The organism is Streptococcus sp. 20925_1_22, from assembly GCF_041431685.1.
Taxonomy (GTDB): Bacteria; Bacillota; Bacilli; order Lactobacillales; family Streptococcaceae; genus Streptococcus.
In genome coordinates, this window is record NZ_JAPVYE010000007.1 from 41,087 (window position 1) to 53,449 (window position 12,363).

A 12,363-nucleotide genomic window follows, 5' to 3' on the forward strand; every position below is an offset into this window, starting at 1 on the left:
AACCTTCGCCTAGATTTGAATTGCTTTCTTAGGCGTGATATAATGAGACTATAATGTGAACAGGAGTAGGCTATGAAACGAATTGATGCGAAATTTTTGATAATGGGACTGGGTTTTCTGGTGGCGGGACTGATCTTTGGACGAATCTTAATCCTTGTCGCAGGACTTGCTTTCATTATCTATAGCTTTTTCAGTAAAGGCATGGAGCCGACCAAGGAAAATATCTTTAAACCCAAGCCAATACTGAAGAAAAAGGAAAAAAAGTGAGCAGTTCTGCTCTTGTGAACACTATAGCAGCTGCCTTGCTGAAGGCAGTAGATGGAACTTGTAAAGGAGACGTGAGATGAGAGAATATCTTTTGAATAATGGTGTAGGCATTCCGGTGCTGGGCTTTGGTACTTGGAAGGCTCAGGATGGCGAAGAAGCCTATCAAGCAACATTAGCCGCTCTTAAGGCAGGCTATCGGCACATTGATACGGCAGCCATCTATAAGAACGAAGAGAGTGTCGGACGGGCAATCAAGGACAGCGGCATTCCACGGGAGGAGCTCTTCATCACGACCAAGCTTTGGAATGACATTCATACTTATGAGGAGGCTCAAGAGGCCTTTGCGGCCTCAATGGAGCGGTTGGGACTGGACTATCTGGATCTCTACCTCATCCACTGGCCGAATCCCAAACCCCTGAGGGAAAACAATGCTTGGAAAAAGCGCAATGCCGAAGTCTGGCGTGCTATGGAAGAGCTTTATAATCTCGGAAAGATTCGAGCGATTGGCGTCAGCAATTTCCTGCCTCATCACTTAGAAGCCTTGCTTGAAACAGCACGTATGACTCCTGCTGTCAATCAAATCCGCCTAGCTCCAGGTGTCTATCAGACAGAGGCGGTGAACTTCTGCCGTGAGCATGAGATTTTACTGGAAGCTTGGGGACCATTTGGCCAAGGTGAGCTCTTCCAAAATCCAGCCGTGCAGGCTGTGGCAGACAAGTATGGCAAGACCATTGCCCAAGTCGCGCTAGCTTGGAGTTTGCAGGAAGGCTTCCTGCCTCTGCCTAAGTCGGTCACTCCGAGCCGGATTGCCAGCAATCTAGACTGCTTTGGCATCGAGCTAGATACAGCAGACTTAGAAGTCCTCAAAAATATCAGTGACCTGGCGGGTGGCGCACCAAATCCTGATGAAATGGATTTTTAGATGAAAATCCGATTCTATAGAAGCTCAGATAGAGAAGCCTTGTAGTCTTACCATTTAACCGACTTGAGATTTACCAGCCATCCTAGCCAGGCTGTCGCTGACTTGGAAAATCGCTATGCCATCTTGGGTCTTGAAGAAGATCAAATCGTAACCTTTCTGATCTTGGATGCTGGAGAAGAGAAGTATACTTATGGCGGTCAGCCAGATAGCCTGCTCCTTCGTAGCTTTTCAACGGATGAAGACTTTCAGATGCGAGGATACGGTAGTCAGACGCTGAAGCTCTTGCCTGATTTCATAAGAGAGCATTTGCCTATGTATAAAAGCATCATCCTAGGTGTCAATGAGAGAAATCAAGTCGCTTCCTATCTCTACCTAGAGACCGTCTTTAGCAAACAGCTCCAACGCATATTAGGACCAGCCGGCTGGCAGGAAGTGTATGAATTAAAAATCTAAAGCTATCCCCAGTTTGAAAAGAGCTGGGGATTTTTAGTATATTAGCTAAAAAATAGCATAATAAATTAGATTTTGATTGCTTGTTTTAAGAGATATCAGTTAATCGATTTTAGCTTCCAAAAATTCTGCTAAATTATCCAAACATGAGTTTGAAATCTGAGAATTAAAATCTAGGTATATCATACTTCAAATAAGCCAACGAATAGCTTGATACTAATATTGCTCAAAGTTCCTAATTGTGTTAAAATTAAAATACGATTTGATTAAAGAGCCATTGCAATACAATTGATATTGTACTTGAGTGGATAGTTTGTTTTATATGTGAATTTCATTAGCTTCTATTCTAGCAAGAGAGTTATCTCGATTTAGTGCAGTTATTGCAGTTTGGAAAAATCAAATTAAAAAACTGAAGATAAAGTAGTTAGATATGTGATTGCTTAGCTTAAAGAAGTAATTACTAGTAAAATAATTTTTATCTTAAGCAAGTTTTATTTTGTTATAAACTAGGAAGGTTTGGTTTAATACATATGGCAGGATTTACAGTTGGTGACACAACAGTTGGCTCACCATTAATCACCCCTGAAATTGAAAAACAATTTAAGGAGGAAGAAAAACTAATCTCTGAAGTTACAGAAGAAACTTTTGAGCCTATTGAAAGAACTGATGAACAAAATGCGGCTGTAGAACAAGTAAAAAATGCCATTGTACTAAGTGATGAAGATCTTATTCTATCATACGGAACACAAGAGTCTAATAGTTTGATGACACTGACAAACAAGACTTTATCGCATGTCAAGGCTTCAGATGTTGGTGACATTGGAGGACTTTTATCTAGCTTAGCTACACAATTAACTGTTTCTGAAGAGGATGGTCCAAAAGGTATTTTTGGGATCTTTAAGAAAGCTAAGGATCATATCAAAACTTTGCAGATTCGATATGAATCTGCTAAAGAAAATATTGACCGAGTAGTTGCAACCCTTGAAAATAACCAGCTGACTTTAATTAAAAACAATAAAGACTTAGAACAGATGAAAGAAGGTAATAGAGAAAATTTCCAAAGATTATCTGTCTATGTGGATGCTGGTAAATTAAAGATTCAAGAAGCTTATCAGTCTGAGTTGCCAGCCTTAGAAGAAGAGGCGAAAAGCGGTGACCAAACAAAGATTAATGAATTGACTGAATATAAAAATTCCTTAAATCTGTTTGAAAAACAAATCCATGACTTAGATGCGCAAATGTCTCTGTCACAAGCAATGGCTATCCAGTTAGAAACATTGACCAATACTAATCGAGGTCTAATCCAAAAGATTAATCGTAGTAAAACGATTATGATTCCAGCTTGGAATATGTACATGATGGCTGCGTTTTATAATACCCAAACGGAAAAAGCTTTGCAAGCAGATCAGTATGTAACCGATGCTACGAACCAATTATTAAAAGATGTCACAAGGAGTCTGCACCAGACAAGTAAGCGTAGTGCAGAACAAAGCGAGCGGGCAGCAATTGATATTACAACCTTAGAGTCTATGACATCTGATATTGTTAATTCATTGAAAGATATTGATGCGGCACAAGCCAAAGGACGAGAATATCGTGAAAGAGCATCGCTTCGTATTGGTGAATTGCGTGAGGAATTAAAAACACAGCTTGTAACAACAATCAATCATACTGATGTGAACGGGTAAAAGTTATGATAAATAAATTTATTATAAGGCATGGTTTAGTATCTGGTGGATTAAGCATATTAACCATCATTCTGTTTAAATTAGTAATGTTTGATAAGGATGATATTATTGTAGAATCAGGTATTAGAACTTATAAAATGATTAATGTTGGTGCATACATCGCCTTGGGGATAACCATTTTGTATGCAGGCTTTGTTATCAAGACTTATATTGCAAGTAAAAGCAAAGAATTACAACTCGTTGCTATTGAAGAAGAACAACGAAAAGATCCATTGTACGATGAAGCATCAATGATTGAAAAATTAACGGGTATTCAAGGAACAATAGAAAATCCTGAATACATTGACTATGCAAAACGTATTTTAAAACAACTGCTTGATGCTAAAGCATTGTCTGATGATTTCGCTGAGATTGTTGAGAATAACGACCAACCGATTATTCAAAATATTGCTAAGGAATTAATTTCTATTCGAGTCCGTATTCTACAAGATGCCAAAAGCATTTATCGTCGATTAATTATTGCGAAAGATGCTGAAAATATTGAAGCTAAATTAATTCATAATAATAAGTTGCTTGATGATGCAGATAGTTTAATTGTTGAAGCGATTAACTATATTGATGTAAAAACATCAACAAGTGAAATTGATCTGAAGAACTTGACAGAATCACTCAAAGAGCTTATTAAACTTATTTAGAAGGAGTTTATTTATGAAACTTAAAAAAACCTCTCTGTTTCTTGCGCTTGGTGCGAGTTTATTTTTAACTGCTTGTTCTGGTGATGGACCTATCAATTCCAAACTATCAGAAAAAGATGCTAAAACGGAAGTCGAAGCTTACTATAAGAAAATCGATCCCAAGATTGCAGAGTTGAAAAAAGATATTTCAAATACTTCCTTGCAGGAAAATGAAGAATTGCCAGATATTGATGCAACTTATCCTTATACCGTGAAAGGTAGTGGAGAAATCAATGCTGAAATCTTTGTCAGTTCCGAAAAAGCAGGCAGCGGTAAAGATGGTATTTTGAATGAAATTGCTGAAAGCTTTAATAACCAGCACCAAACGATTGATGGGAAAACAGTCAGCGTATCGATTCGTTCTATCCCTTCAGGAACATCAGTCGATTATATCGCAAGTAAAAATCATGTGCCAGATGGCTATACTCCATCAAATCAACAATGGAATTATATTTTAAATGCACGTGGAACAGCTACCACTCAGATTTCAGAACGGTTATTCGGTAACACCAGTGGACTCTTAATGAAAAAAAATGTCTATGATGAGATTAAGAAAGCCTATGGTGACGTGACTGTTGAAAACTTAGCCAAAGCTGTGAAAGACGGGAAATTGCTAGGCTATACAAATCCTTACACCTCATCAACAGGTTTGAGTTTGTTATCGCAATTACTGTTTACCTTTGATAAAGAAAATCCAATTAGTGACAAAGCTAAAACAGAGTTCCAACAATTTCAAAATAACATTCCATCTACATTTGTAACGACAACTCAGTTGCGCGAAGCAGCAAAAAATGGTAGCGCTGATATTCTGTCTATCTCCTATCAAACCTATATCAATACTCCGGAATTCAGTGATTATGAATATGTTCCTTTTGGTATTCGTCAGGATTCACCGCTTTATGCAACAACAAATGATGCTACTAAACAAGAAGTATTGAAGAAATTCTCTAGCTATATTCTTGAAGGAAATAATCAATCAAAAGCGACATCATATGGTTTTAATAAACTGGATGATTATAGTTTTGAAGAACAAACGACTGACGGAAATCTGCTGATGTCCATGCAGAACCTTTGGAAAAAGAATAAGAATAATAGCCAACCTATTGTCGGTGTATTTGTAACAGATGTATCTGGCTCTATGGATGGTGAGCCGATGAACAATTTGAAGAAGTCATTGCTAAATTCCCTGCAATATATCAATGAAGAAAATCAAATAGGTCTAGTTTCATATAGTGATGATGTGACTATTAATGTTCCGATTGACACTATGAATAGCACGCAAAAATCATACTTCACATCTGCCATTAAAGGATTGACGCCATCTGGTGGAACAGCCACTTATGATGGAACGCTTGTAGCGGTGAAGATGATTTTGGATAAAATGAAAGAAAATCCAGGTGCTAGACCTGTTATCTTTGTTCTATCAGACGGTCAGACTAATGGCGGCTATGAATTTGAACGAGTTGAACCCATTATTAAAGCTTTAGGTATTACGGTTAATACCATTGGTTACAATGCAGATTTGAAAGAATTAACCAAGCTGTCTAAAATTAATGAATCTGTTTCTATTGATGCATCAAATGATGATGTTATATATAAATTAAAAGAATTGTTTAATGCTGAATTTTAATAAATTCAGCTTTAAATTTGAGTGTTAGATTATTATTAAATAAAGGATTAGTGTAAAAAAATAATGACAAGTAATAAAAAAATTCCAGTTGTAACCAGCCCCTTGCGTGATTCTATTATTGCAATGCCATCTTGTATCAAGGAGGCGTCAGGGATCATAATCTATGGGAAACGTATTAAATCAATTGTCTATTCCCTAGATGTTTCTCTTATTGCCAATACGAATGCAGATGCTATTCTATGTGTGTACCCCTTTACACCAAATACCCAGATTTTAAATGCAGTTTCACTAGTTGCGAAGGCTCCGATTTTAGTTGGTGTTGGAGGTGGTTTGACTAGTGGTGATCGTTCAGCTCGACTAGCCTCTCACGCAGAAGAAAACAATGCTGGGGGAATTGTACTCAATGGACCAGTTGACATTGAAACAACAAAAGCTGTCCGGACCTATGTCGATATCCCCCTGATTTATACAGTAATTGATAAATCTCGACCGCTGGGACCTTACCTTGAGGCTGGTGTGAATATTTTCAATGTCAGCGGCGGAAAAGATACGGTTGAATTAGTAAAATGGGTAAGAGAACAATACCCAGATGTTCCTATTATTGCTTCTGGTGGTAAAACAGAAGAAAATATCTTAGACACCATTGCAGCTGGTGCCAATGCAATTACCTATACTGCTTATGGAATGATGGAACGGTACTTCCATAAGAAAATGGAAATTTATCGTAGTGATAGTGAATAACATTTCAGGATTAATAAGCCCTAAAATTACTAGTCATTGGTCGGTTTAGCTTCAATGAGTTTTAGGGATTATTTACAATATAAAATAAATCTCTCGGTCATAAATGAATCGAGGGTTTTTCTTATTTCCGGATTTTAAGATGTATTTGTTCTGTATTTCAAATAAATAGATGATTGAAACTTTATCATATAGCTTTTCTTGACTATAACGTTCGTCATTATTACGTTTTTGTTACATTTGTTAGGAGTGTATGAATTGTCAGAAAATTTTTATTATAATATGGTTTATAAATAAAGTAAGGAGACTTCTATGCAAAGACAACGTTTTTCACTCCGTAAATACAAGTTCGGTTTGGCTTCTGTTCTGCTGGGAACTGCTCTGGTTTTTGGTGCTGGACAGGCTCAGGCAGATGAGCAGGCGGCAGCTAGTTCATCAGGGCAAGGCCAGCCGACTGCCACTGTGGTATCAGCGACTGAGCCTGCTTCTCAAGTAGCTAGACCTGAGAGTCAGCCGGCAACTCCAGCTACTGTGGAGAAAGCAGCACCAGCTTCTTCTGAATCGGCTGCTTCAAGTACAGAGCAGGCAAGCCAGCCTTCTACGGCAGAGGCTAAGGAAGCAGCTGCAGCTCCTGTAGAGAAAGGAGCGACTTCTTCATCCGAAGAGGCTTCTTCAAGTGCTGAGAAGGTAACTCAGCCATCTACCACAGAGACCAAGCCAACAGCTCCAGCTAGTCCGACCGCAGAGTCTCCGTCAGCCGCAAACTCAGAAAAGCCTGCTGCTAATCCTGATGCAGTAGCAGAGTCACCAACTTCTCGCGATGCTAAGCCAAGCAGCATCAGTACCAATGAGATTATTAAGGTTCCTCAAACCTGGTCTCAAGGCTACAAAGGTCAAGGCCGTGTGGTAGCCATTATCGACTCAGGTCTGGATGTCCATCACGAGGTTCTGAAGATTTCTGATCCGTCAAAGGCCAAGTATCAGACAGAGGCGGCTTTGGAAGAGGCTAAGAAAAAGGCCGGTATTGACTACGGGAAATGGTACAACAACAAGGTTGTCTATGCCTATAACTATATCGACGGTGATGACAATGTCAAGGAAAAGAACAGTTACTCACATGGTATGCACGTCACAGGGATTACAGCGGGAAATCCCAACAAGAAAGCTCCTAATGATGAGTATGTCTATGGTGTTGCGCCAGAAGCACAAGTTATGTTTATGCGGGTATTCTCAGACCGTCAACGCACAACTAGCGACGCTATCTATATCAAAGCCATTGATGATGCAGTAGCTCTGGGAGCTGATACCATCAATATGAGTCTAGGCTCAGCAACAGGTTCGACGGTTGATGTCAGCCCTAGTTTGCAGGCGGCTATTGAGCGTGCTCGGGCCAAAGGAGTGAGTGTGATCATTGCGGCGGGTAATGACAATACCTTCGGAAGTGAATACTCTAAACCGCTGGTTGAAAATCCAGACTATGGTCTAGTTGGCAGTCCTTCAACAGCAGAAAGCTCTATCTCAGTCGCTTCTGTCAATAACACTGTTCTGACAGAGGAAGTCATGGAAGTTCGTGGCTTGGAGAAGAATGACAAGCTTTTGAACGGTCATTTTAGCTACTCCATGGGTGAGACAAATGCAACCTTTGAAAAGGGCAAAGAATATGAGTATGTCCATGTTGGTCTTGGCCGTGAAGAAGACTTTGCTGGTAAAGATTTGACAGGTAAGCTGGCTCTTATCCAGCGTGGTTCCTTTACCTTTGCTGAAAAGGTTAGAAATGCCATCAGCCATGGTGCTGTTGGTGCTCTGATCTATAATAATGTTGACGGAGCTAACCTTACTATGAGCCTGGACAGTGAATCTAAAAAGGTTCCGTCAGCCTTTATCAGTAAGGAATATGGAGAGGCTTTGGCAGCTGGTAATTACAAGGTGGTCTTTAATGGTCTTAAGGTCAATCGGCCGCATCCAGGAGCAGGTAGTCTGTCTGACTTCTCTAGTTGGGGTGTGACGACAGATGGTTTGCTCAAGCCAGATGTGACCGCACCAGGTGGCGATATCTACTCTTCACTTAATGATAATACCTATGGCTCTATGAAGGGAACCAGTATGGCTACGCCTCATGTGGCTGGTGTGGCGGCTCTGGTCAAGGAATATCTCCTTCAGCACTATCCAGACTTAACACCTGCCCAGAATGCAGACTTAGTCAAAGCCCTCATCATGTCAACAGCCAAGCTGCATGTCAACAAGGAAACTGGCGTCTACACCTCTCCACGTCAGCAGGGTGCTGGTATTGTGGATACGGCAGCGGCTATTTCTACCGGCCTCTATGTGACAGGGGATAATCAATATCCTAGCGTTTCCTTGGGCAATGTTCAAGACAGCTTCACTTTTGATGTTACGGTTCATAATATCACGGATAAGGACCGGACGCTGAAGATGATTGTCAATACCAATACGGATGCGGTTAAGGATGGCTACTTTACCCTGACACCTCGCAAATTAACTGAAACAGTCTGGCCAGAAGTTACTGTCAAGGCTCACAGCAGCCAGAAAGTGACGGTCAAGGTAAATACTGCTAAGTTTGCGGAAGAGTTGATCAAGCAGATGCCGAATGGCTATTTCCTAGAAGGCTTTGTCCGCTTTGTCGATCCAGCGGATGATGGCGATGTGGTTAGTCTGCCATTTATGGGCTTCCGTGGGCAATTCCAAGATCTTCCAGCTGTAGAAAGACCAATCTATAATCTGGTCCAAGAAGGTAAGTCAGGCTTCTATTACCCAGTGCCAAAGGACAAGAGTATCCTGTCTGATGACAATGTCTCTTCCCTTGTGACAGAGTCAAATGATACACTCTACTCTACCGGTCGAACAGCTGCTCGCAGCTCAATTGTACTGGGAACTGCAGAAAATGCAGATGGTAAGCATGTGCTGCAGCTAGGAGCGGATGGCAAGATTCGCCTGGCCTTTTCACCTAATGGAGATGGTAATCAAGACAGCATCCAGTATCGGACAGTTCTCTATCGCAATATCAATAATCTGACAGCTAGTGTCTATACGGCAGATGATACGGACTATCGCTTCCCAATCTGGCAGAGCAGCACGATTAGAGAAGGCCGCAAGAACTATTATAGTGGTCAGTCAGACAATCCTAAGTCCTACCTACTGGAAGATACATATTGGGATGGTCGTGATAGCAAGGGTGAGAAGTTGGAAGATGGCCTCTATACCTATGTGGTTCGCTATACTCCAGATGTACCAGGTGCTAAAGAGCAGCAGATTAGCTTTAAGCTGCAGATTGATACTCAGAAACCTCTGATTAGCTCAGGCTATATCAGTACCAAGGATGGTGCGGAAACCTTTACGGCTCGCAAGCCAAAAGATGTCGGCAACGGCGGTATTTTGAGAGAACAGGTCTTCTATCTGCAGGCAGATGAAAAAGGGAAAGAGACCTATAAAGCCGTGGATGATTTTGGCATTGAGCGTGATTACGAGCGTCGGGTTTACATCTCAGCCAATGCGGATGGCAGCTACACCTTGCCAAAAGGAGTGGACAAGTCTAAGATCTTCTATGTGGTAGAGGACTATGCAGGCAACCGTGATGCCATAGCTTTGTCAGAGCTAGTCAGTGCTGAAAATGATGGGCGTATCCGTGTCGCTCTGGTGGATGCCAATACGCATCAAGATGTATCTTCAACCTTTGTCTATCGAATCAAGGATAGCAAGGGTAAGTATGTTGAACTGGACAAGGGCAAGCAAATCAATGCTCTGCCATTTGGCCGCTATACAGCAGAGATCTTTACTTATGATAAGGATGAGCTTCGTTTCTACAGCGCTCTGACTCAGGAGTTTGAGCTGACAGCCCAAGATAGCTTTAAGACGATTGAGTTTCTAGTTAAGAAGCTGGTCTTTGCACCGGTCAGCATTGCCTTTGATCAAGCTGTTCCGAAGAATACTCAAGTGGTTCTCAAGAATAACAATGGCGATGTCTATACGCTTCCAGCAGAACTGTTTGGCAAGCATGCCTTTGGAAGATCCGTAGCAGCTGGATTCTACTCTGTCTTTGTCAACCTACCGACTGGCTACGAGCTCTGGGAAAGTGAGCCGACTGTTGAGGTCAAAGAGGGCAAGAATAACCTACTCAAGCTAGGAGTTATCGTCAAGTCAGGCTTGCTGGCAGCTGTCAATCAGCAGTCTAATCTGGTCGGCACTGCTCAGTATTACAATGCTTCTTCAGCGAAGCGCACGGCCTACGACCAAGCCTATCAAGCAGCCAAGGAAGCTTTGACAAGCAAACTGACCCAAACGCAAGTTGATGCCGTAAGAAGTAAGCTTGAAACAGCAACTGCTGATCTAGACGGTAAGGACTCTGATATTGCTGCGGTTAAAGCAGCTGTGGAAGCTTATGCAGCTACCACTAAGACAGGAGCTTATGCCAATGCTAAGGATAGGACTCGCCGTACTTATGACAAGGCCTTCCAAGCAGTGTCTCTGCTCTTGGTGCAGGACAAGGTGACCCAGGAGCAAATCGATACTGCGATCGCTCAGCTGACTACAGCTGAGAAGAAGCTGGATGGCAAGGCGACTAACTTTACTAATCTCAAGAAGCTAGTCGATGATGAGGTACATTACCAAGCCATCAGCAATAAGTTTATCTATGCGACTGACACGGTGAAGGCGGCTTATCTAGAGGCCTATGCTGAGGCAAAGGCAGTCTTGGCAGATCCAGGTGCCAGCCAGGAAGATGTCAAAGCAGCCATTGCCAACCTCAGAGAGGCAAAAAGAAAACTCGATGGCAGAAAGCCAAGAGTTGTAAGACCGAAAAAGCCTAAACAAGTCTAATTGGTTTTCAAGTCAGTTAAAAATCCTTCAAGTTGAAACTTGAGGGATTTTTCGATAAGTATTTTACATTGGCTCTATTTTCTGCTATAATCTTTTTTAGAAAGAATTCTCATTGTCTACTTTTTAGCGAGTTCGGGATAGTGTGAGCCGGATAGGGAAGCAGTGCAGATGGCGCTTTCGGTTATAATTTCAAAAGCAATGAAGTAATAAATTAGGGTGGAACCGCGTCTTGACGCCCCTAGGTGAATAGCCTAGGACTGTCGGATGTGGTTCTTTTGCGTACTGAGTCTATTGTTCGAAAGAAAGGAGATTCGTGGAGAACTTTTATCTTGTAAAAGACGAGAACCAATTAGCAGCTTTTCGAGATTTCGTCGCAAAGAATGCCGCAAAGTTGCAGGATTATCTAGCTTTTTTAAAAGACGAGTTTGCGGTTTATGATTTACCGCAAGCCATCATTTGGTCCGATTTTGATTCTGCTACGCAGATCATTCGGGAAATTCCTGTACCAGCCTATACAAATGATAGGCGGATGGTTATGACTCCCGAATTGACGGTTTGGAAAGATTTATATCTTCTTCAGTTGGAGAATTACGAGTCCTCTCACCAAACTCAAGCAATAGCAAACCACTATCAGTCTTTGTCTGAAAATTCTCTCTTGCAGATTGTGGGCCATGAGTTAGCTCATTGGTCGGAGCATTTTTTAGATGATTTTGATGGATACGGTGCCTATATCTGGTTTGAAGAAGGGATGGTTGAGTATATTAGCCGCAAGTATTTCTTTACAAATGAGGAATTTCGAGTGGAAAAAGCTTGTAATCAGTCTCTCGTAAAGCTCTTTCAGAAAAAGCACGGTTGGCACTCATTGAATGATTTCGGCACTTCAACTTATCAAGGGAATTATGCTAGTATTTTTTACGAATACTGGCGCAGTTTTTTGACAGTTGACAAGCTAGTAGAAAATCTAGGCAGTGTGCAAGCGGTCTTTGATTTTTATCATCGGTGGGCAAATACAGATAAAACACTTCCCTTGTTGGATTGGTTCATACAGCAGAAAATAATAGACAAAGAGATATAAACAAACTAAAGGAGTAAAAAATGTCT

General features: G+C 41.2%; 9 protein-coding genes. All 9 read left to right on the forward strand.

Going from position 1 to position 12,363, the window contains the following annotated elements; genetic code table 11:
• The first annotated feature begins 72 nt into the window (after window positions 1-72).
• The 9 genes from O3621_RS09905 to O3621_RS09945 all read left to right on the forward strand — a co-directional run bounded on the left by O3621_RS09905 (window position 73) and on the right by O3621_RS09945 (window position 12,337).
• On the forward strand, window positions 73-267 hold the full coding sequence (locus O3621_RS09905) for a hypothetical protein (RefSeq protein WP_371514120.1): 195 nt from the start codon (window positions 73-75) through the stop codon (window positions 265-267).
• Between the two features lie 76 nt (window positions 268-343).
• Window positions 344-1,189 carry an aldo/keto reductase gene (locus tag O3621_RS09910; RefSeq protein WP_371514121.1) on the forward strand — a complete coding sequence of 282 codons (846 nt, stop codon included), beginning with the start codon at window positions 344-346 and terminating at the stop codon, window positions 1,187-1,189.
• Window positions 1,190-1,252: 63 nt separating this feature from the next.
• On the forward strand, window positions 1,253-1,642 hold the full coding sequence (locus O3621_RS09915) for an acetyltransferase (protein WP_371514122.1): 390 nt from the start codon (window positions 1,253-1,255) through the stop codon (window positions 1,640-1,642).
• A gap of 527 nt (window positions 1,643-2,169) precedes the next feature.
• Window positions 2,170-3,327 (forward strand): toxic anion resistance protein, encoded by a 1,158-nt coding sequence (locus O3621_RS09920; RefSeq protein ID WP_311154352.1) that lies wholly within the window; start codon window positions 2,170-2,172, stop codon window positions 3,325-3,327.
• A 5-nt stretch (window positions 3,328-3,332) separates the two neighbouring features.
• The gene (locus O3621_RS09925) at window positions 3,333-4,022 is read left to right on the forward strand and encodes a hypothetical protein (RefSeq protein WP_311154351.1); all 690 of its coding nucleotides are present in this window, start codon (window positions 3,333-3,335) and stop codon (window positions 4,020-4,022) included.
• A gap of 13 nt (window positions 4,023-4,035) precedes the next feature.
• A complete protein-coding gene (locus O3621_RS09930; RefSeq protein ID WP_311154350.1) occupies window positions 4,036-5,691 on the forward strand; it encodes a VWA domain-containing protein in 1,656 nt (551 codons plus the stop codon).
• A gap of 63 nt (window positions 5,692-5,754) precedes the next feature.
• A complete protein-coding gene (locus O3621_RS09935) occupies window positions 5,755-6,432 on the forward strand; it encodes a hydrolase (RefSeq protein WP_009659035.1) in 678 nt (225 codons plus the stop codon).
• Window positions 6,433-6,741: 309 nt separating this feature from the next.
• Window positions 6,742-11,262 (forward strand): S8 family serine peptidase, encoded by a 4,521-nt coding sequence (locus O3621_RS09940; protein ID WP_371514123.1) that lies wholly within the window; start codon window positions 6,742-6,744, stop codon window positions 11,260-11,262.
• Between the two features lie 313 nt (window positions 11,263-11,575).
• A complete protein-coding gene (locus O3621_RS09945) occupies window positions 11,576-12,337 on the forward strand; it encodes an elongation factor Tu (RefSeq protein ID WP_126435180.1) in 762 nt (253 codons plus the stop codon).
• Window positions 12,338-12,363: the final 26 nt, after the last annotated feature.